We start from the raw sequence: 22,382 nt of genomic DNA on the forward strand, positions 1-22,382 counted from the left end.
CAAGGCAGTAAGGTGGTATGAAGAGACCTGAAGTTTAGTTTGATGGTCTCTATATTTTTTTAATGCAGAAATAAATAGAGTAAAAATAACATAAAGAATTAATGTGGAAATTTGAATTTTTACTTACATAAAACCCAACAAAGCAGGCAGTTTATGCCTAGAAAAATATGAGTTTTTTTGATTAAATACCCCGCATATTTTATAAAAATCTGATTTTAGATAATAACGATGCTGAACAATATATATTCTGCAATTGAAAAATTGGGCATTAGTCCACAAAAACGTGCTTTGCACATTCAATTTTCCAATACCACGCTGAATGAACAAGTATTCTTGCAACGTATTGATGGGGAACATGCCTTAAGTGAAGGTTTGAATGTTCAGCTCATCTGTCTCTCAACTTCTGCCACGCTCGAACTGAAACAATTTATTGGCACGCAAGTCGCAATCGATCAGGTGACCGATGCGGGGCAACTTTTTCGTATTACCGGGATCATTACAGAAGCATTTCAAGGCCAAAGTGATGGTGCATTAACGCTATATAAGTTGACCTTAGAAGATGCAACGGCACTATGGCATAAGCGTCGTAATAGCCGCGTGTTTATGAATAAATCGGTCAAAGATGTGGTCGAGATTATTTTTAAGGAATGGCAAAAAAAGAGCCCACTTTTTGCAGCGAGCTTAAGTTTGGACTTAAGTGGCTTAAAAAAAGAGTATGACGTTCGACCATTCATGATGCAAAGTAATGAAACCGACTATGATTTTATTACCCGCTTACTACGCAGTGAAGGCATTCATTGGTTGGTCGATGAAGCTCAATCTTTTGTAACATCGTCTGCGACACCCATAGCAGCTCAAAAGCTACGTTTGATTGATGAAAATAGCCAATATCAAGCTTTGGAGCGACGTAATATCCGTTTTCATCGCAGTAGTGCAACTGAAAAAAATGACAGTATGACCAGTTTTATCGGTCAGCGCAGTCTGCAACCGACGTCGGTACATGTGCAACGATGGCAAGCGGATGTGCTTGAACAGGACGAGGGTGGTGGTGCAGTACAAAGCAAGCATCTACATAGTCAAAATCAAGATAATGCGAGCTTAAGCTTAGAGCAGGCATGGCATGTGAGCCCTGCATGGATGCAAGATCTGAATGGTGAAGATGCTGCAACTGCCTCTAATAGTGCTCAAGTTGAACGTCTCAATCAAAATTTTAGTGATTATTATGCGGCTCAAGCCAAACAATTTATTGCTAAAAGTACCGTGCGTGATACACAAGTTGGTTATTGGTTCAAATTGGATGAGCATCCAGAGATTGACCAACATCGTGGTGCCGATCAAGAGTTTTTGATTTTATCTAAGTCTTTTTATAACCAAAATAATTTACCCAAAGACTTAACCGATCAAGTTACACAGTTAATCCATCAAAGTCAGTGGCAAGTCAAACAAAGCGATGCGGATGAACGCCAAGCCAATACCTTGGCTTTGCAACGTCGAAATATTACGACCGTTCCTGAATTTAATCCACTTACACATCGACCAGTAACACATCCCCAACGTGCCAAAGTTGTGGGTCCTGCCGGTGAAGAAATCCATGTTGATGAATGGGGACGGATAAAAGTTCGTTTCCTATTTACCCGTTCCGATGATCATGGCCATGATGGCGGTGCAGGTGCGAATAATAATGACACAGACTCGGCTTGGGTCGATGTACTGACGCCTTGGGCCGGCGAAGGTTATGGCGCACGTTTCTTACCTCGAATTGGTGAAATAGTTGTCGTTGATTTCTTTGATGGCAACATTGACCGACCATTTGTCGTGGGTCGTATTCATGAAGCGCAGCGTAGTCCTACTAAATTTGACAATAAAGGACAATTACCAGATACCAAAAAGCTAGCAGGGATTCGTTCCAAAGAAGTGGCGGGAGAGGGATTTGGTCAATTACGCTTTGATGACACCACGGGGCAAATTAGTACCCAGCTGCAAAGTAGTCATGGTGCGAGCCAACTGAACCTCGGTAAGCTCAGTCATCCAAAAGATAAAGCAGAAAGTGAAGATCGGGGTGAAGGTTTTGAGCTGCGGACCGATCAATGGGGGGCAGTACGAGCTGGACAAGGTTTGTTGGTGTCGACTTATAAACAGGAAAAGGCCAATGGTGAACATTTAGATGCAGAGATTGCAAGAACACAGCTGGAGACGAGTCATAGTAATAGTAAGTCTTTAAGTGATATTGCAAAGCAACAAAAAACAGATGAAATTGAATCTGTTGAACAGCTAAAAGCTTTTGCCAGTGAAATAGAAAAAGATATCGCTAAATTTAAAAAAGCCATTCTTTTACTTAACTCAGTGGATGGTATTGCACTTAGTACACCAGAGGATATTCATTTATCAGCAACAGGCATGATCAACCAAATTGCCGGTGATAGCATTAACCTGAGTACGCAAAAAAATATTGTGGGACAAGCTTTAGGTAAGGTTAGCTTATTTGCAGCTCAAGGTGGCATTAAAGCAATAGCAGCGCAAAGTAAAGTCGAAATTCAGGCACAGTCTGATGCTTTGGATATTTTGGCAAAAAAAGGAATTACGATTTCTTCTACTGAGGACAAAATAGAGATTAGCAGTCCTAAAGAGATTGTGATCACAGGAGCTTCCTCCCAAATTACGTTAAATGGCTCGGGAATTTTTGCTAAGACAGGCGGTAAATTTGAAGTAAATGCAGGGCAGCATCTATTTAAACCTGCAGCGAGTGCAAGCAAATCTGCACAGCTGCCGGCTTCAAATCCAATGAAAGGGGCCTTAGAGCTTCTTAAAAGTTATGGTGGTCAAGATTTCTTTAGTGGCACTGGTTTTAAAGTCATTGATGCTTTGGGCAAGCAAGTTACAGGAAAATTAGACGACAATGGCTTTGCTCAAGTAACGGGTATTGCACCAGGACCGGCTAAAGTTGAGTTTGACAAAGATCCTCGAAGTGCTTGGGATTCAGCGAGTCATTTTAAGCGTGACTATCAATGGGCAGAAAACGTTGTACCGGGAGCTTCAGACTTGATTCAGAATGCACTCGGGTCGTTGGGGCAAAATTTAACTTCACAGCTTAAAGATAACTTATTCAATTTAAATGCAGATTCTTTAAAAAATATAGGAAAAAATGCATTAAAAGATGTTGGTGGACAAGCGTTAAATCAATTTAAAGACCAAGTCACCAACTCTGCACTATCTGCAATTTCATCGAAACTCAACTTGGGGATTTCTGCTTCACAAATGGCAAGTTTGGGTCAGGGGGCACAAGGCTTATCCAGTGTATTAGGTGGAAGTGGAATGAGTAACGGCATCGTTTCTGGGTCAACTGCTGCCGCAGTTCAGAACTCACAAGCAACCATTGATAAGGACATTGTGGGCCGTAAAATTTCTTATTCCACACGCGCATTGACCTATACAGAAACCATTCGAGAAGGCTCTGCAACGCCCGCGAATGTGACAGCTGCACCAGTCGCGGTGCCTAAAGTGCCTGAAATAAAAGTAGCAGAAGCGGCACCAGCACAAGCGATACCAGTCCTTACTAGTGACGATGATTGGGTAGATAGGAAGCAATATTCAAGCCCTTATCTCACTTATAGCGAAACTACACGACCGAAAAAGAACAATGGTTAGCGTTTGCTAAAGCTAGCGTCAAACACAGTTTTAAATATTTAGAATTTGAGTAATAGGTTTTTACATGACAACTGAGCAAAATGTTCAAAAAGAACAACAGACAATAAATAAGCCAGCCGTAGAACTGGCAATTTTTAATTTAGAAAGTGTGACGCATACTGAAGATCATAAGTTTATTGCACATCAAATTGAAAACTATTTAAAGCAATGTGGTAATACCAACTTAGGGCAGTTGAAAAGTCTTGCTAATGTACCAACGGTTGCCAATATTTTTGCACTTTCAGGTTCAGTCTTAGATTTACTATTGTTTTGTACTGAGCAAAAACAAGGTGAGTCAGGAGTACAGCAAGGCGCTTTACTTTGTATGAACTTGATTGGTTTATACTTAGAACCCAAAGCCGAAGCTCATGTACGAATGGCTTTACGTCCTTTATTGGGACTCATGGCTGAATGTTTATATCCGCAAAATGGTAAAGTCAAAGAAGCCGATATCCGTCGCATGTCTTTGCATTTAAATGCGCAAATGGCAGGGGATATAGAAAAATTCCTGACTGAAACACAAGCTAAATTACCTACCTTGCTTTCAGGTGCAAGCACATTGGGTATATCCATACTCTCAGCCTTTGCAACTGAAACGAAATCAGGACTGGTATCACCAACCATTAATTTTGGCGCAACTGCCGAAAAACGAGATCCAACGGAACAATTTAGTAACTGGACGAAACCGCTGATTGATCTGACACAAACCAGTGCGCTTGCTAGTTTGATACCGAAACTTAAAAAGCCAACAGGGGTCACATCTTTACAATTGGAAGCACAACAAGCACAATCGCTTTTACCGAATCTAATTCAGCAACAAGCAAATGCAGGTACAAAATATAGTATTGCTTGGTTAATACAAGAAACCTTAAAAGCCATAAAAAAACAAGGCAATAAAGCCAGTGCCAGCGTTCCTTTAAATCAAACTGGTGAGCATGAGCAGCATACAACAGGTGATACTTTAGAGTTTTTAACTTTACAGGCCGATGCACTGAATAATCCGCCTTGCCAAGGAGCTGACTCACAATCTAAGCACAGTATCAGCTATTCCATTGGCGCAGAACGAGTCAATCATACTGATTTCTACTTACCCAAAGTGGGCTTTAGCTTCAGCCGTCAATATAATTCGCAAATGCATGAGTTTGATGGCAGCATGATGGGCGCGCGTTGGATGATGCCTTTTTCGAATGTCATTAGCCAAAATAAAAATGGCTACTTATTTATAGACAGTAATGGGCGCAAGCATCAGTTGCCTGAGTCAATCCTGTATGAAGCTTATACGGTACCTTATGAGGGCTTTACGGTAGAACCTTTAGAAAATGAAGACTTAGTCCTAAATTTTGGTTCAACTTGGAGTTTTCATTTTCATAGTTTCAATGGTGGAAAGCACTATCAGTTGATTCAGCAATTCAATGAAGAAACAGATGAAAAAATTGAGTTAAGTTATTTACTATTTGAACAGCAGGCTTTTCTGCAAAGTATTGATTTTCAACTGAAGCGAGGCAAACACCAGCTCAAGTTTGCCTTTAATGAACAAGTGAAAATCATTGCTGCCTTTGTGGATGAGCAAGCAGAGCCAGTGTCACGTTATGAATATGATACGCAAGGCAATTTAATTAAGGCTGTAGATCAAAATGGTCACGTGCGCAGCTATGAATATAATGATGCGCATCAGCTGACCCGTTATACCGACCGTACAGGGCGTGGGCAAAATATTCGTTATGAATCCAAAGAAGCGAATGCCAAAGCCATAGCAGAATGGGCAGATGACGGCAGCTTTAAGACCCGTTTGGAGTGGCATCCACGACTGCGCCAAGTTGCTGTATATGATGCTTATGATGTGCCGACCTATTACTATTTTGACTTAGATGGCTTTACCTATCGCACACGCTTAGCCGATGGCCGTGAAAAATGGCTATCGCGTGACAGTCAAAAACGCATTACCCGTCAAATTGATTTTGCAGGCCTAGAAACCGAACAAGTTTATAACGAGCAAGATCAGCTGATTAAAATTGTACAGCCAAATGGAGGCATCATCCGTTTTGCCTATGATGAAGCAGGAAATTTGACGGAAACTAAAGATCCAGAAGGTCATATTTGGAAAAAAGAATACGATGCTGATGGTAATGTCACCAAGGAAATTAATCCTTTAGGTCATAGCACGCAGTATAAATACAACAACGATAATCAAGTTGTAGAAATCATTGATGCCAAAGGCGGCGCTAAAAAAATTCAATATAATGATTTGGGGCAAATGACCGCATATAGCGATTGTTCAGGTAAAGAAAGCGCATGGGAATACGATGAAGAAGGCGCACTGACGGCCCAGCAGTCTGCTGATGCGCAGCAAGTCAAATATATCTACAGTTCAGAGGGAAAAGACAAAGGCCAGCTTAAAGCAATTGTTTATCCTGATGGTTTAAAAGAACAATTTGAACATGATGAAGAAGGACGCTTGCTGAAGCATACGGATACCAAAGGTTTAAGCACGCAGTACCGTTATAATGCTGCGGGTTTGCTCGAACAGCGTATAGATGCGAACCGCCATCAAATTGGCTACCAATGGGACAATCAAGGCCGTATTCAAAAGCTGATCAATCAAAACCATGCGGAATATTTATTTAGTTATAACCGTTTGGGGCAATTGGTACATGAACAAGCTTTTGATGGGGAAGAAAAGCACTATAGCTACAATGAAAATGGTCAATTGTTTCAAATTCGCCAGCCGAATGTTTTTACTCAATTTGCCTACTTTGCTGATGGCATGATTGCATCAAAAACTTATACCCATGTGCAAACGCGTCATAGCCAAACCGAAGAGTTTGAATATAATCTGAATAACCAACTGAGCAAAGCAAAAAATAAAGAAAGCCAAAGTGATTTCTATCGAAATGCGCTTGGGCAATTGGTACGTGAGCATCAGCATTACAACGTGCCAAATTTAAAGCCGATGACAGCTGTATTGCGTTATGAGTATGATGAGTTAGGTAATTTAACGAAAACGATTCGTCCCGATGGGCAAGTTCAAAGCAATCTAAGCTATGGTTCAGGGCATATCTATGGTATTGCATTTAATCAACAAGATATGGTCGCGTTCCAACGTGATGACTTACACCGTGAAACCACTCGTATGTTGGCCAATGGCTTAATTCAAAGCAAAAATTACAATGATGTCGGTCTGCTGAGTTCACAAATTATTCAACCAGAACAAGAAACGGTAGGTCGTGTACAGCATCAAGCAGAACGGCATTATCAATATGATCAAAATTATTTACTCACGCAAGTAAATGACAGCCGCTTAGGTAAGCTGACTTATCAATATGATGCCATTGGCCGTTTAACACAGAGTCAAAGCTTACACCAAACTGAAAGTTTTACTTTTGACCCAGCAGGGAACTTGATTGACCCGATTGCCACGCCAGCATCTCAAGTGAAAAGTAATTTGATATCGCAATATAAAGGCAAAAATTATAAATACGATGCGCAAGGCAATGTGATTGAAACTAGCAACGCAGGAAAAACATTAAAACTGACGTGGGATAACCTGAACAGGTTGGTTCGCAGTGATCATAATGGTCAGGTGACTGAATATGGTTATGATGTATTTGGACGACGCTTGTTTAAGAAAAACCAAAATGCACAAACCTTGACGTTATTTGGCTGGGACGGTGACCTGATGATTTGGGAGTCGCAGCAATCTAAGAATGCCAATGAAAACTACACTAAGCATTATGTCTATGAACCACAGAGTTTTGTGCCACTACTGCAAACGGGCTATACAGGTTTTATCAAGCTTTTAGAAACCCCTGACTATGCTCAATTTCAACATGAGGATTATTCAGTTTATAAAGATCCGATTTGGAAGCATGAAACGAGAAAGAATAAAGCTGAATTAGAAAAAGTTGCCTTTTACCACTGTGACCAAGTAGGAACACCTCAGACTTTAAGTAATGAGTTGGGTGAGTGTGTTTGGGAAATTAAACAGGATACATGGGGCACAGCTTTAGAAATAAATACAGGTGATAACCTGCTTGAGCAAAGTAATCTAAGATTCCAAGGACAGTATTACGATAGTGAAACAGGGTTACATTATAACCGTTATCGTTATTATGAGCCGTTTAGTGCAAGGTATGTGAGTAAGGACCCAATAGGGTTGTTTGGAGGGTTGAATAATTCTGCTTATGTAAGTGATCCAAATCTGTGGATTGATCCAATGGGGTTGCAAGATAAAAAAAATAATGGTTTTACTCAAAAAACTCTTGAGCTTATGGCAGCCTCTGATAAGAGAGCTATAGATTTGATAAAACGTGAAAGTTCTTTTATGTCTGTAGAGAAGAGAGAGGCGAATGCAGAAGCTTACAGGCAACAACAATTAGCAGCAAAAGTTAAAGAAGATGAACAAAAAAGGAAAGAGAAACGAAGAGAATATAGTGGACAGATGGGGATTAATCAAATGAATGTTCCAGGAAAGTCTCAAGTACCACAAAAATCATTGACCCAAATAGCTAAGGAAAATGTAAAGACTACAGGCACAATTGGTGAGTTTTCAACAAAAGCAATTGGTGGATTTAGTGGGGCAGTAGGGTTAGCAGATTCTCAAACTGCGGATGGTAAAAATAAAAAATGTGGAATAGCCTATATTTGTCCTTCTTTTGGAGCAGCAGTAGAGGTCACTGGAAGTATACAAAAGTTAGTAAGCACCTCAGAGTTGAGTTCAGGTATTAGCGCATCAACTTGTGTAAATGGAGCAGCAGGTGCTTTAGTTGGTGCTAAAGGTTCAGTTTGTACTACAAATTTTGATTCGAGTGGGATCGATTTGAAAAATAGAACAACAGGAATAAAAAGCCCAAAAGATTATGCAAGTGTAGATAACTATACTGGGACTGCGGGTCCAGCTATAGGCGTTGCTTTAGGGGCTGATGTATCTTTTTGTCCTCAAATAACAATTTGCAGTGCACCCAAATAATATTTTGTTTTATATGGAATTTTTATGAGAATTTTATTGTTGATTTCACTGACTCTAGTATTGGGAAGTTTGGGAGGATGTATAAAGTCTAATACCGAATCAAAAAAATTGGAAGTTATACAAGTACCTTGTGAGATATATAATGAAAATGGAATTATTGGTTGTGGAAAAATACCAATAAGTCTAAAAGAAGAAGTTAATAAAATATTATCTCCACATTGTAATAGCAACTTTGATAATTTCAATGCAGCAACAAAAAAATGTTTGGAAGAAAATAAAAAAAGAGTAAGTGATGCTTATTTTTTAGGAAATTTTACATATTACGGAAAACATTTTATAAAAAATGAAGATGCTGGATTAGAACTGATCAAGTTTTCAGCAGATAACCAAAATCCAGAAGCAAATTTGTGGCTCAGCGAATACTACGCAAAAAATGGTAATATTCAACAATCCATTAAATATCTTAAAATTGCTTCAGATTTAGGAAGCCCCTTGGCTATGCATAACTTGGGTGCAAGATATAGTAGAGGTTTGGGTGTTGAGAAAAATATTGAAAAATCATTGCTATTATTAAATCAATCAAAAAAATATATTGCAGCTTCCTATTCTGAAATAGCTTTGATTGATTTAATGAATGGGGATGTGGATAGTTTTGTTAAAAATAATAATATTGCAGCTGAAAATAAATATTGGTTTGCTCTTGCTGATCTAGCAGCTCTATATCTCGGTGAAATGCCTAGTTTTGAAGAGTACTTGGATTTAGAAAAAGCAGATGAATTGGCTAATAAACTAATAAGTCATGATGTAATAACAGGAGATTTTATTAAGGCTAGAGTGTTGAAGCATAAAAGTGAAAAAAATCCTGAAGTTTGTAAATTATATAAAAAATCATTTGAAAATGGTTACTTGCCAGCTGGAATTAATTTGGGTGCTGAATATTTAAAAGGAAATTATTGTGAAAAGGATTACCATCAAGCATTAAATGTTAATTTAGTTTTATTTAAAGTTGGGAGCAATGATATAAAAATTGTTTCAGCATCAAACTTAGGATTTATATACTTAAATGGTTTAGGTGTGCCAAAAGATATTGTTCGATCTAAGGTGTATTTGGAATATGCTGCAGAGCATGGTTATCAGCCCGCACAAGATATGCTCAATAATTTGAAATAAACTTTGGGGTTGTACTAGATTAGCAATATGTTAATCAATGAAAATAAAGCTAACTAACTGTAAATTAGGTAAGAAAATCCAATTAAAACTACTTGAATTTTTCGTGCTAGAAGTTACTGCAAGAGCTGCTGCTGATTTATTAAAAATTCATAATAATTCAGCAGCACTTTTGTTTACTAAAATTCGTAAAATTATTGCTTATCATTTAGAGATAGAAGCCTTTGAAATATTTGATGGTGAAATTGAGTTAAATGAAAGCTATTTTGGTGGAACTCGTAAGGGTAAACGAGGGCGTGGTGCCGCTGATAAAGTTATTTTTTGTATTTGGATTATTGAAGCGTAATGTAAGGTTTATACCGTTGTTGTTCCTGATACTAAATTTAGTACTTTAATGCCTGTAATTCTAAGAAAATTACTCTAGATAGCATTGCCTATACTGACCAATGGCGTAGCTACAATGCCTTGGATGTTGCAGGTTTTTGCCATGATAGAGTTAATCATTCAACTCATTTTGAAAATGGGAAAAATCATATAAATGGAATTGGGAATTTTTGGAAACAAGCGAAAAGAATATTGAGAAAATATAATGATATTCCTAAAGAATTTTTTCCCTTGTTTCTAAAGGAATGTAAGTTTAAATTTAATTATGGAAGTCCAAGTCAACAGTTGAAAACTTTGTGAGTTTGGACTGGAATTCAAACCTTATCTAGTAAAGCCCCAAAATTTTATATATTAATTATCTAAGCAAACTTTTGTTGGCTAAATGTCTTTTATAATTTTAATTTACAAAACTATAGGGCTTTGTTGCACAAAGATTTTAAATGCAAAGCGCCCCTAATTGAGCCAAATTTAAGGCGTAACTTGGGTAAGTGGCCGACCTAATTCCGTAAATCTGTTGAGGACTGCTACACGTGTATAAATCTCATTCACTTGGCTATCAAAACTCCTTGCACTGAGTTTATCTCCTAATAATTTGATGCAATGCATCTTAGTTTCAACCAAACTTCGCCGATGATAGCCTGACCATTTTTTCCATAGTGTCCTGCCTGAGAAGCATTGCTTCGCAAGATTAACCGTTCGAAGTAATTCATTTCGCTCAAGGGAGCTACTCTTTGTATCTTTCCATGGTTTCGCATTTTTTCTAGGTGGAATCACCGCATGCCCTTGCCGATCTGCAATGACCTGACGGCATCGTTTTGTGTCATAAGCACCATCTGTATAAACAGAATCGATTTGTTCATCTAAAGGGATTTGAGCAAGTAAATCTTCCAGTACCTGTGAATCACTGACATTATTTGCGGTGAGTTGTACAGCACGTATTTGAAGGGTTTCAGCATCGATACCAATATGAAGCTTACGCCATTGGCGACGATATTCAGGTCCATGTTTCTTACGCTTCCATTCACCTTCACCTAAAAACTTTAGGCCAGTAGAGTCTACGAGTAGATGGAGACCACCACTACTTTTTTGATAGCAAATTGCAATATCGATATGCCTTTGTCTTCTGCACAGTGTGGAGTAATCTGGCGCTATCCAATCTAATCCGCAAAGTTTAATCAGACTTTGCACAAAGCCAGTAACCATACGTAAAGACAGACGAAATAAGGATTTAATCATTAAGCAGCATTGGATGGCTGCGTCGGAGTAGGTTTGATTTCGCCCTTGTTTGCCTTTTGATGGCGCATAACATTGCGTAGCAGGATCAAACCAAATGGCAATATTTACGCGACTCATGAGTGCTCGGTTATATGCGGGCCAATTGGTTGTGCGGTAGATTTTGTGTGTAGGTTTCTTCATTTGAAAATTATATCGCTGAAAAAGCCTTTACAGATAGGATTGTGCAACAAAGCCATTGTACTCCCTCAAAATTTTGATCTAGTTAATTCTTTAATATTCTTTTCTGCGATTTTTACTTTTTATTTTTTATTTATGTATATTATTAAGAGTTCCGCAGCTTCGTTAATATATCTCAGTGAAAACTCAGAACAAATTTTTGACTTGTATAGCTTTAAAAACTCTCAAGAAATATATTTATTAACTGCACGACATGAAGATACATCAGAGAAATTAATTTTAGAATCTATTTATGATTATCGAAAAGTTATTAAAGATGATCCTTATCCTAAGGATTATTCTGATAAGAAATGAAAAAGTCTATTTTATCTTTAATTACATATTTTGCCCAAGCAAGATAATGATACCCAAAAATGGATTCGTAAATGTTTATTATCAACGGATCAAAGTATAATTAGGTTTGATACTATTCAACAACAAATGTTGGGCCTAAAGTCGGTATACAATTAATATGAAAAGTAAAATTAAAAAACACGTCTTTGGTTATGATGTGTTTGAGCAGAATATTCCTTTTTCTCATTTAGATGAGGGGGATATTCTACTCAAATTTGACAATGATTCTAAGAGAAATCATAACTGGTCATTTATTAGCATAAATGATGATTATATTGAATTGATTGATCAATCTTATGCTCGGCTAGGTAAGTCTATAAGCATGTTTATTTTTATTTTACCTATATGGTTGTTTTCAATTGGTTTGCTGATTTATTTTTTAACTAATCCATTTTTTGATGATGGGATTGGTATGTATGTATTTATTATAATTGTTTATTTATTTTTTATAATACTTGTCTTTTATGCATTTATGAGTCCATATTTTAAATACGATAATAAACAGCCCATTTGTAAACCTATTCTTTTTAATAGAAAAACAGGTAAAGTTTTTTTCTATATTAATGATCAAGAATATATAGAAAAGAAATGGACAGATGTAGTTTATATTATGGGCAGTAGTTTTGGGTTGTCTGGCATTCCATTACGAGAGCTTCGGGCACATATCATCGAAGACGGCATCCTAAAACATACCTTTGTGATTGGCTTTCCAATGATTGGAATATTCCGCACCCAAGGTTTATGGGCTTTTATTTGTCATTTTATGATGAAAGGACCAGAAGAGCTTTATCCGAAACCGCATCCTATGTATGGTACCATCGATCCGTTTACCCAACTAACCTATTGTCAAAAGGTCGTGGGTGCAAAAGAAAGTTGGAGAGATACATGGAAATCATTTCGAATCATTTATCATTATAATTGGGTTCCAGCTTTATTTGCTTATCCATTTGATGTGTGTAACTTTGTTGCACGAAGAATTTTACTGCATATCAAACCATTGCCCGTTTGGCATGAAGATGTAGTACGAAAAAACAAAATGGATTTAGAGCGCCCAGAGGAAATCAGCGCAAAAGATAATTTTGAATTTACGATGTTTAAAATGGTGGATAAATAAAAAGCCCTTTCGGGCTTTTTTTATATTAATCAAGGCAACTGCTTAATCGGACTGCCACCCAACGCCTGCATCAAAGTCACATAAGCATTGTATTGACTTTGCTTGGTTTGAACCAAAGACAGTCGAGCATTACGTGTGGTCTCCTGTGCATCAAGCAAGTTTTTCAACGCAATTGCACCATTTCGATAACGTACTTCAGTCAAACGCTCAGTCTTTTCTGCAAGCTGTACATTACGCTCTTGCAAAGCAACTTGTTGACTTAATTCAGTACGATTGGATAGCGCATTTTCCACATCGGCAAAAGCCTGATACAGGGTCTGACGATATTGAATAATAGATTTTTCATAATCTAAATCACTAATCGCAAGGTCTTTCTTCATATCATTATATTGCAAGAAAGGTAAACTCAAACTTGCACCCAAAGCCAAAGCTGGGTTTTGTAATAAATTACTCAAAGAGGTACTACTCGAGCCTAAACTGCCAGTTAAACTGATTGAAGGATAGTAACTGGCTTTCGTTGCATCTTTATTTGCCAAAGCTTTACGTAATCTTAATTCGCTCGCTTGTAAATCTGGACGGCGAGACAACAACTCGGCTGGTAAACCCGCTGCAATCGTCGGTAATGCAATTCGAGGTAAACGCTGCGGCTCTGAAATATTCAGTTGTTGCACAGGTTCATGCAATAACACAGCCAATGCAGTACGTGTTTCCACTTTTTGTTGGGCAATTTGGCTTAAGGTCGATTTTTGACTTTGGACCGACTGTTCTGCTTGCGTTAGATCTAAACCTGACACGGCGCCGGCTTTATATTGCACCTTGACCAAGTCATAGGTTTTTTGCGTACTGGTTAAGTTTTGCTGCGCAATACTGTAGCGCTCATTTAAATAGCCAAGTTGCCAATATAGGTTTGCTGTTGTTGCAATCAAGCTTTGGGCAGTGGCTTGTAGGTCCTGTTCAGTTGCTAGAGCTTCCCATTTTGCGGCCTCAGTCTGGCTAGCCAAGCGACCAAATAAATCTACTTCATAACTAACGCCACCACTGAGTGATACACCTTTTGATGAGTCATCACCTGAGTTAAGGTCAAAGTTATGTCCAGTTGAAACACTTGAACTCACGCGTGGCCCTTGTTTGTTTTCAGCCAAACCTGCTTTTAGTCGAGCTTGCTGTAAATTAATACCTGCAACAGCAAGGTCTGTATTCGCAGCTAAAACTTGATTCACCAATTGGTTCAATTGAACATCATTAAACAATGTCCACCATTGGTCAGCATAAGTATCTGCATGAACTTGCTGACTCATGGCTTTCGCATTTTGAAATTGCGTCGGGAGTTGTGTTGCAGGAGCTTCATAAGGCGTCTTAACCACAGCGGCACAGCCGACTAAGCTACTTCCGAGAATGAAGGCACTTGCAAGTTTAGTTAAGGTCATTTGCATCATTATTTCCTTATTCGCGAGAAAGCGCATCGACAGGGTTAAGCTGTGCGGCATTACGTGCAGGAATAAAGCCAAACACAATACCAATCATACTTGAGCAGACAAATGCAGCAACGATAGACGTTGTTGAATAGGCCATTTGGAATGTTCCACCGGCAAAATGACTAATCAATTGTCCAATACCTAAAGATAATAAAACCCCAAGCACACCGCCTAAGATACATACCAACACCGCCTCAATCAGGAACTGCTGTAAAATATCACTTTGACGGGCACCCACGGCCATACGTACACCAATTTCTTGAGTACGCTCAGTCACAGAAACCAACATAATGTTCATGACCCCAATACCACCGACGATCAATGAAATCACCGCAATAGCAGACACCAATAAAGTCATTGTTGCAGTGGTTTGTTGAATGGTTTCACGGATACTATCGGAGTTCTGTGTAAAGACATCTTGCGCGCCATGTCGTTGCACCAATAAGTTTAATATGGCGTTTTCAGCAGCAGCACTTGGGTATTCATCTTTTACTCGGACAATGATGCTACGTACATTCGACTGACCTAACATACGACTCATGACCGTTGAATACGGCAAATACACATTCAGGCTATCTGAGTTGCCCATCATGCTTTTTTGTTCTTCGATCACGCCAATGATACGGCTCGGCACACTGCCTAATAAAATGACTTGACCCACAGGGTTGGTGCCATCTGCAAAGAAGGTATTTTTAGTATTACTATCAATCACCACATCTTGCGCTTGCTCAGTCACGCTTTCTTTATCAAAAGGCTGACCCGAAGCGAAGTTCATTCCTTTGACATAGAAGAAATCTTCACTCACGCCATTCACTGTGGTCGACGCTTCTGTGTCTTTAAAACGTGCTGTAACAGATGAATTGACTGAAGGACTAACGCCATCGACATAAGGTTGTTCCGCAAGGGCCGTCGCATCGGCTGGAACCAATGTTTTTACTTGGGAGGATCTGGAATTATCACCAAAGCCTCGACCTTGATACACCGTGATGGTATTGGTACCTAAACTGCTGATATTTTCTAAAATCTGCTTTTGAGAACCATTACCTAAGGCCACCACGGATACCACAGAAGCGATACCAATAATGATCCCGAGCATGGTTAAAAATGTACGCATCCGGTGTGCATTCATGGCAAGAATCGCCATACGGAATGCTTCACCTAAACGGTCAACGGCAGAGCGCCAGCTTGAAGTTTTTTTCTGTGTGTTTGGAACGAGTTGTTGTTTTTCTAAAGGTTCATCATCTGTTTCAGGTACATTGGGCTGATCTGAGATGATATTACCGTCAGAAATTTCAATAATTCGAGTCGCATTTTTTGCAACATTATGGTCGTGCGTGACCAAAATAATGGTATGACCTTTGGCATTGAGTTCGCGCAAAATCCGCATCACTTCAATACCACTATTCTTATCTAGTGCACCGGTCGGTTCATCGGCAAGAATAACATCGCCACCATTCATGAGGGCACGCGCAATCGATACACGTTGTTGCTGACCACCCGATAGTTGGCTCGGACGGTTTTGGGTTTTTTCACCCAGTCCAAGATCGGTTAGTAGTTGCTTGGCACGTGCATTGCGTTCGGTTGCATCTGCACCGGCATAGATTGCAGGAACTTCGACGTTACCAGCAGCATTCAAATCACCGAGTAAGTGATAGCGCTGGAAAATAAAGCCAAAATATTCACGGCGTAACTGTGCTAATTCATCAGGTTCAAGCTCACGCGTTTCGCGCCCTTTGACTTTGTAACTGCCATTTGTGGGTTTATCTAAACACCCCAAAATGTTCATGAGGGTAGATTTACCAGAACCGGACTGACCTACAATTGCTACCAGTTCACCTGGGTAAATCTCAAGATTCACCCCTTTTAGAATCTGGACTGTGCTTTCACCGGCAGGGAATTCACGCGTCAGATTCTTGACCTCGAGTAGAGGTGTTTGATGTTGACTCATGATTACATTCTCATTGGGCCGCCAGCACCACCGCGGTTGCTGCGTTTCGCTGAATCATTTGAAGTATCAGAACCGTCGGCAATCACGACTTTGTCACCTTGTTTTAAGCCACGGATCACTTGTGCGGTCACACGGTTATTTAAACCGAGTAATACCTGTTGTGGTTGAGCTGAACCATCGGCTTGTAGTACACGAACCATCGCAACGCTGGCTTTACCTTGTTTGACCAATGTTTTTTCAGCTTCAGTCAGTTCTAAATGTTTAGGACGGTTTGGAGTATCTTTGTTCGATCTAGCTTCTGCGCTGGCATTTTTATCAGCAGATTGACCATCGGTAGACGTATTATTTCGGCTACGTTGTGGACGGTTCGAGGTTTGTACGGCTGCAGCAGGGACAGTCAAGACATTCTTGGCTTCGTCTAAAATGATATACACCTGAGCGGTCATATCGATACGCAATTTACCGTCTTCATTTGGGACATCAAATAACGCGTTGTAGTAAACCGCAGTACTTGAAGACGAAGAGGTGTTGTTGTTACTTTCGGTGTTAATTGAGTTCGGCGCAGGTTCAACTTGGCGCAGGGTAGCATAGTGTTTTGTTTCACTGTCGCCCAAGGTTGTAAAATAAACGTTTTGACCTTCTTGGACTTTCATCACATCGGCTTCAGAAATTTCAGCTTTAATGGTCATGGTGTCGAGTTTTGCCAATTTCACAATGGTTGGCGCACTTTGGTTAGCATTTACGGTTTGGCCTTCTTCAGTCACAATCGCCACGATGGTTCCATCCATAGGTGCAACAATTTGTGTATAGCCTAAGTCTTCTTTTGCAGTCGCTAAAGTTAAACGTGATTGTTCAATTTGTGCATTAATGGCTGCAATATCAGCTTGCGCAGTTTTATAACTTGCTAGCGCAGATTCAAGTTCTGCACGACTAGTCGCGTCTTGAGCGTACATTGCTTGTTGACGATTATATTCAGCTTGGACTTTTGCAAGATTTGCTTGTTTAACTGCCAATTGCGCTTGTTGGTTTTTGATGCTGGCTTCTGCAGTTTTTAAATCATTTTCCTGACGTACAGAGTCAATACGGGCAATCAGCTGACCTTGTTTCACTTCATCACCGAGTTGCACATACATCTTTTTCACCTGACCAGAAACCTGTGCACCAACACTCACCATTTTGGTTGCTTCAAGTACACCTGTTGCAAGTACAGAGTTTTCAATGTCACCACGACTCACTTCAGCAGTAATATATTGCGGCTGAGTTTCTTTAGGTTTTAGGAAATGCCATGCAGTGACAGCGATTGCCAAAGCAACGATGATGGCTACGATCAATTTTGCTGGTTTTATTTTTGGCATGATTGGCAGTTAAAAGTTTATAAAGATGATTGAATTATAAGATTTAAATACGGATAAATTGTGAACTTTTTGAACAAACAGTAATGATAATTATTCTTTTATACTGCAATGCAAGTTATTACAGCCTTTTATTAGACTAGAAGAGTCTGCGCCCACACAAGCTGGCAATAGCTTGTTGTACCAAGTGCTCAGGATTTTCATGACCTAAACCTTTTATTGACGCGTCTAAACGAAGTAATAGGGCAGGCCAAGTCAAAAAATCGTTGGCATTTAAACGGCGTAACGCTTGTTGATACAGCCCGACTTTGGTTTTCCAAATACCGATTTGCAAGGCATTTTGTGGCTGCTCAAACAGTTGCATTAGCAAACGCATTTCCTTACTGATACTCCATAAAATCAGCGACATCGGCTCGCCTGAAGCGATTAAGTATTGAAAAATTTTAATTGATTGCGCCAAATTGCCTTGCAGCATGGCATCATTTAAATCATAGGTGGTGTAGCGTGACTGATCTTGTAAGCAAGAGTACAGATGATCTATTTGGATCATCTCTGCTTCAGGAAAAGTATCTGCAACACGCATTAAACTATTTTTTGCAGCCAGTAAGTTGTGCTCATGATGCTGTTCTAGCCATTGCCAAGCATCATTGGCGAGTTTAATGCCGAGCTTTTGTGCTTCAACGGCCAAAATTTGCTGACGATCTTTAGGGTAGTTTGCAGTCAGTGCAACATTGACTCCATTGGCATCAATGGTTTGGAAAAAACTGGTCTTTAAACTCGCACTGTCTTGCTTCGGCATGACCACGAGCAGCAAGTTACTTTCATTTTGCTGCAAATAGCTTTTTAACAGTTTTAGTCCATTGGCATCGGGTTTAATGCTGCCATGTGCCTCAATTGCCAGTTGACTGGAAAATAATGACAAGCTATTTAAAGCATTAAAGACATTTTTCCAATCAGCAGCAGAGCTAATGTCATACCGTTGACGCTCGACTTCTCGAGTGTTCCAACTCTTACGAAATGCATCCAGGAGATTTTGTTCAAGTAAAGGCTCTTGACCATGCAGCACCCAGGCACCTTGCGCTTCATCTACACGTTTTAATGCCTGAAGATAGTCAAGTTTCATAAATCAAAATTACTCAGCTTTGGTCGGTGCAGTTAGTGGGTTTGCTTTCGGTAAGCGGTTTGATGAAATTTGGCGCACGATTTGTTGTGCAATGTCATCAATAATCACTTGTTTTAAATATTTTTCTTCTTGGTCATCGGTGTTCACGGTTGCTACGTCGTATTGGTAGCTACGTGTTGCCATCAATGTACGGGGTTCTGTCACAGGGTTACCTTGAGCATCTTCAATTTGGAACGTCACATTCAAGCGCAGTAAAGTTTCAACCAATTTACCATTGAGTTCTAAACGTCGTGGAGTGTAATCCAACACATGTAAGACATAGGCATTTTGATTATTGCTCAATTGCACGCCTGCAGAACCTAAATAAATCGCTAACTTTTCATGTAAGTCATCCGTATCTTCAGGAAGTGCCAATCGCATATTGGAATAGGCTACAGGTACAGCAGCAGGGTTGGTGCCTTTTAAATGAAAACCACAACCGACCATGCCTGCGCTCAGGCCCATAGTTAATACAATTGCAGCAACACGTTGAACCAAGTGCATAAAGTGTCCTCTGTTTCCCGAAGGGATAATGTTGAAATCCTGTGTGGATTGTAAAGTCAAAGCCCGTTGACTCGCAACGGGCTTTGTTTGGGAATTGTGAAATCCTTTTGTTCCCTCTCCTCATAGGAGAGGGTTAGGGAGAGGTTAATTACCCTCATCCCAACCTTCTCCCAAAGGGAGAAGGAAATATAAGGAATTTAAACCACCAAATTCACTAATTTATTCGGCACCACAATTTCTTTCTTGGTTGGACCAGTCAAGAATTGTTGAACTTCAGGTAATGCTTTTGCTTGCGCCAGAATGTCATCTTTAGAGGCATCGACAGACACTTCTAATTTGCCACGAAGTTTACCGTTCACTTGCACTACAATCGTTTGTGTATTGCGAGTCAGCGCAGATTCATCTACCGCAGGGAAGCGTGCTGATGTTAATTCGATACCAAACTCAGCCAATAAGGTTTGGCTTAAATGTGGTGCAAAAGGAGCAAGTAAAGTTAGAAGGGTAATGATTGATTCACGTGCAACGGCAACGTCATTGTCATCTTTGGCTTCAAACTTATTGTTTGCATTCAAAAGTTCCATCATCGCAGCAATGGCGGTGTTGAACGCATGACGACGTGCAATGTCATCACCCACTTTTTGAATGGTTTCGTGTGTTTTACGACGCAAGTCTTGTGCAGCGGTAGATAGTGTCGCTTTGTCGATGTTTGCAGCAGAGTTGCCTTGTTCAAGGAAACCAGATGCTAGGCGCCATACACGTTTTAAGAAACGGTTTGCACCTTCAACACCTGCGTCAGACCATTCAAGTGATTGATCTGGTGGAGCTGCGAACATCATGAATACACGTGCAGTATCTGCGCCGTATTGGTCAATAATGGCTTGCGGGTCGATACCGTTATTTTTCGATTTCGACATTTTTTCTTGACCGCCAATCACGACGTCTTGACCATCACCTTGATATTTCGCAGAAATGATACGACCTTTTTCATCACGTTCTAAATCGATGTCAGCAGGGTTAAACCAAGTTTTCTTACCTGACTCTGATTCACGGTAGTAGGTATCCGCAAGCACCATACCTTGAGTAAGCAAGTTGGTGAATGGCTCGTTCCCTTGTACCACACCTTCATCACGCATCAATTTGTGGAAGAAGCGTGCATAAAGTAAATGAAGAATTGCGTGTTCAACACCACCGATGTATTGGTTCACAGGTAACCAAGTTTGACCCGCTTCAGGTTTCACCATACCGTCAGTGAAATCTGGAGATGCATAGCGTGCATAGTACCAAGATGATTCTACAAAGGTATCCAAAGTATCTGTTTCACGACGAGCATCGCCACCACAGCATGGGCAAGTGGTTTCATAGAACTCAGGCATTTTGTTGAGTGGATTGCCTGAACCGTCTGGAACCACGTCCGTTGGCAATACAACTGGAAGTTGTTCTTCAGGTACTGGAACCTGACCACATTTTTCACAGTTGATCATAGGAATTGGACAACCCCAATAACGCTGACGAGAAACACCCCAGTCACGTAAACGGAATTGAACTTTCGAGTTGGCAAGTCCAGTCGGTTCTAATTTTGCAAGGAATGCATCGTACGCCCCTTGTAAGTCTAAACCGTCAAATTCGCCTGAATTCACCAGTTTGCCTTCTTTAGAACCGTACCATTCTTGCCAAGTTGTTGCGTCAAAGTCTGCATCGTCTGCACCTTTGGCATCAATCACTTGCTTAATGTTTAAGCCATATTTATTCGCAAACTCGAAGTCACGTTCATCGTGTGAAGGCACTGCCATCACCGCGCCTGAACCGTAAGACATCAAGACGTAGTTTGCGATCCAAACAGGAACTTCTTCACCTGTAACTGGGTGCTTCACAGAAAGACCAGTTGCCATGCCTTTCTTTTCAGCAGTCGCAAGATCAGCTTCTGCAACAGAACCCATACGGCACTCTTCGATAAATGCAGCAAGCTCAGGATTGCTTTCCGCAGCTTTAAGTGCCATCGGATGTTCTGCTGCAACCGCAACATAAGTCACACCCATGAGTGTGTCAGCACGAGTGGTAAATACAGTTAAACCATCTGCATAAACGTCTGGATTCGCTGAAGGGAAGGTAATTTCCATACCCTGTGAGCGACCAATCCAGTTACGTTGCATGGTTAAAACTTGCTGTGGCCAGCCGTCTTTTAATGTTTCTAAATCGTCAAGTAATTCTTGCGCATAGTCAGTGATGCGGAAGTAGTACATTGGAATATCACGTTTTTCGACCAATGCACCAGAACGCCAGCCACGACCATTTTCAACTTGTTCGTTTGCTAAAACAGTTTGGTCTACTGGGTCCCAGTTCACTGTTGAAAGCTTACGGTAAATTAAACCTTTTTTATAAAGCTGTACGAATAACCATTGTTCCCAGCGATAGTATTCAGGTGTGCAAGTTGCAAATTCACGATCCCAATCTACAGAAAGACCTAACTTTTTAAGCTGATTACGCATGTAATCAATGTTTTCAAAAGTCCATTTTGCAGGAGCGACTTGATGGGCAATTGCAGCATTTTCAGCAGGTAGACCGAAAGCATCCCAACCCATGGGTTGTAGCACAGTTTCACCTTGTAAGCGGTGGAAACGGCTGATCACGTCACCAATCGTATAGTTACGCACATGACCCATATGCAGTTTGCCACTTGGATAAGGGAACATAGAGAGGATATAACGACGTGGTCCTTCTACTTGGTCGGCAACTTTAAAGGCTTTGCGATTTTCCCAGTCTTGTTGGACTGTCGGTTCAATCGCACTGGCTTGATATTCAGGGTCAATGTGAGTAGTCATA

The 22,382-nt window shown here is 40.1% G+C and carries 12 protein-coding genes and 1 pseudogene; 6 read left to right on the forward strand and 7 right to left on the reverse strand.

The annotated features are described in order from the left end of the window. The first annotated feature begins 228 nt into the window (after positions 1-228). The 4 genes and pseudogenes from FTU77_RS09595 to FTU77_RS09610 all read left to right on the forward strand — a co-directional run bounded on the left by FTU77_RS09595 (position 229) and on the right by FTU77_RS09610 (position 10,501). Positions 229-3,645 (forward strand): type VI secretion system Vgr family protein, encoded by a 3,417-nt coding sequence (locus FTU77_RS09595; RefSeq protein ID WP_180055661.1) that lies wholly within the window; start codon positions 229-231, stop codon positions 3,643-3,645. Between the two features lie 64 nt (positions 3,646-3,709). Continuing rightward, the gene (locus FTU77_RS09600; RefSeq protein ID WP_180055662.1) at positions 3,710-8,650 is read left to right on the forward strand and encodes an RHS repeat-associated core domain-containing protein; all 4,941 of its coding nucleotides are present in this window, start codon (positions 3,710-3,712) and stop codon (positions 8,648-8,650) included. A gap of 24 nt (positions 8,651-8,674) precedes the next feature. Beyond that, positions 8,675-9,820, forward strand: coding sequence for a tetratricopeptide repeat protein (locus tag FTU77_RS09605; protein ID WP_111884761.1), 1,146 nt, complete (start codon positions 8,675-8,677; stop codon positions 9,818-9,820). Positions 9,821-9,857: 37 nt separating this feature from the next. Then, a pseudogene (locus FTU77_RS09610) lies at positions 9,858-10,501 on the forward strand (IS1595 family transposase). Positions 10,502-10,669: 168 nt separating this feature from the next. Here the strand turns inward: FTU77_RS09610 and FTU77_RS09615 are convergent. Beyond that, on the reverse strand, positions 10,670-11,617 hold the full coding sequence (locus FTU77_RS09615) for an IS5 family transposase (RefSeq protein ID WP_180055663.1): 948 nt from the start codon (positions 11,615-11,617) through the stop codon (positions 10,670-10,672). Between FTU77_RS09615 and FTU77_RS09620 the strand changes: the two genes are divergently transcribed. Together FTU77_RS09620 and FTU77_RS09625 are read left to right on the forward strand one after the other, a co-directional pair. Then, positions 11,618-11,968, forward strand: a complete 351-nt coding sequence (locus FTU77_RS09620) for a hypothetical protein (RefSeq protein ID WP_180055664.1) — start codon at positions 11,618-11,620, stop codon at positions 11,966-11,968. 157 nt (positions 11,969-12,125) lie between these two features. Beyond that, positions 12,126-13,121: a hypothetical protein gene (locus FTU77_RS09625; RefSeq protein ID WP_180055665.1), complete on the forward strand. Its 996-nt coding sequence runs from the start codon at positions 12,126-12,128 to the stop codon at positions 13,119-13,121. 29 nt (positions 13,122-13,150) lie between these two features. On the opposite strand, the gene FTU77_RS09630 is transcribed toward FTU77_RS09625, so the two are convergent. The 6 genes from FTU77_RS09630 to leuS all read right to left on the reverse strand — a co-directional run bounded on the left by FTU77_RS09630 (position 13,151) and on the right by leuS (position 22,381). Then, the gene (locus tag FTU77_RS09630; protein ID WP_180055666.1) at positions 13,151-14,554 is read right to left on the reverse strand and encodes an efflux transporter outer membrane subunit; all 1,404 of its coding nucleotides are present in this window, start codon (positions 14,552-14,554) and stop codon (positions 13,151-13,153) included. Between the two features lie 10 nt (positions 14,555-14,564). Further along, positions 14,565-16,544, reverse strand: a complete 1,980-nt coding sequence (locus tag FTU77_RS09635) for a MacB family efflux pump subunit (protein WP_180055667.1) — start codon at positions 16,542-16,544, stop codon at positions 14,565-14,567. 2 nt (positions 16,545-16,546) lie between these two features. After that, positions 16,547-17,899, reverse strand: coding sequence for a MacA family efflux pump subunit (locus FTU77_RS09640; protein ID WP_180055668.1), 1,353 nt, complete (start codon positions 17,897-17,899; stop codon positions 16,547-16,549). Between the two features lie 136 nt (positions 17,900-18,035). Further along, the gene (holA, locus tag FTU77_RS09645; protein WP_180055669.1) at positions 18,036-19,019 is read right to left on the reverse strand and encodes a DNA polymerase III subunit delta; all 984 of its coding nucleotides are present in this window, start codon (positions 19,017-19,019) and stop codon (positions 18,036-18,038) included. A 9-nt stretch (positions 19,020-19,028) separates the two neighbouring features. Further along, the gene (gene lptE, locus FTU77_RS09650) at positions 19,029-19,562 is read right to left on the reverse strand and encodes an LPS assembly lipoprotein LptE (RefSeq protein ID WP_078192675.1); all 534 of its coding nucleotides are present in this window, start codon (positions 19,560-19,562) and stop codon (positions 19,029-19,031) included. A 197-nt stretch (positions 19,563-19,759) separates the two neighbouring features. Then, positions 19,760-22,381 (reverse strand): leucine--tRNA ligase, encoded by a 2,622-nt coding sequence (leuS, locus tag FTU77_RS09655; RefSeq protein ID WP_180055670.1) that lies wholly within the window; start codon positions 22,379-22,381, stop codon positions 19,760-19,762. Position 22,382: the final 1 nt, after the last annotated feature.

This window comes from Acinetobacter sp. YH12142 (assembly GCF_013418435.1).
Classification (GTDB): Bacteria; Pseudomonadota; Gammaproteobacteria; order Pseudomonadales; family Moraxellaceae; genus Acinetobacter; species Acinetobacter amyesii.

Excerpts from the sequence above, each read along its gene's own strand:
- FTU77_RS09595 (WP_180055661.1), top strand. The coding sequence starts at position 229 with ATGCTGAACAATATATATTCTGCAATTGAAAAATTGGGCATTAGTCCA.
- FTU77_RS09600 (WP_180055662.1), top strand. The coding sequence starts at position 3,710 with ATGACAACTGAGCAAAATGTTCAAAAAGAACAACAGACAATAAATAAG.
- FTU77_RS09605 (WP_111884761.1), top strand. The coding sequence starts at position 8,675 with ATGAGAATTTTATTGTTGATTTCACTGACTCTAGTATTGGGAAGTTTG.
- FTU77_RS09615 (WP_180055663.1), bottom strand. The coding sequence starts at position 11,617 with ATGAAGAAACCTACACACAAAATCTACCGCACAACCAATTGGCCCGCA.
- FTU77_RS09625 (WP_180055665.1), top strand. The coding sequence starts at position 12,126 with ATGAAAAGTAAAATTAAAAAACACGTCTTTGGTTATGATGTGTTTGAG.
- FTU77_RS09630 (WP_180055666.1), bottom strand. The coding sequence starts at position 14,554 with ATGCAAATGACCTTAACTAAACTTGCAAGTGCCTTCATTCTCGGAAGT.
- FTU77_RS09635 (WP_180055667.1), bottom strand. The coding sequence starts at position 16,544 with ATGAGTCAACATCAAACACCTCTACTCGAGGTCAAGAATCTGACGCGT.
- FTU77_RS09640 (WP_180055668.1), bottom strand. The coding sequence starts at position 17,899 with ATGCCAAAAATAAAACCAGCAAAATTGATCGTAGCCATCATCGTTGCT.
- holA (WP_180055669.1), bottom strand. The coding sequence starts at position 19,019 with ATGAAACTTGACTATCTTCAGGCATTAAAACGTGTAGATGAAGCGCAA.
- lptE (WP_078192675.1), bottom strand. The coding sequence starts at position 19,562 with ATGCACTTGGTTCAACGTGTTGCTGCAATTGTATTAACTATGGGCCTG.
- leuS (WP_180055670.1), bottom strand. The coding sequence starts at position 22,381 with ATGACTACTCACATTGACCCTGAATATCAAGCCAGTGCGATTGAACCG.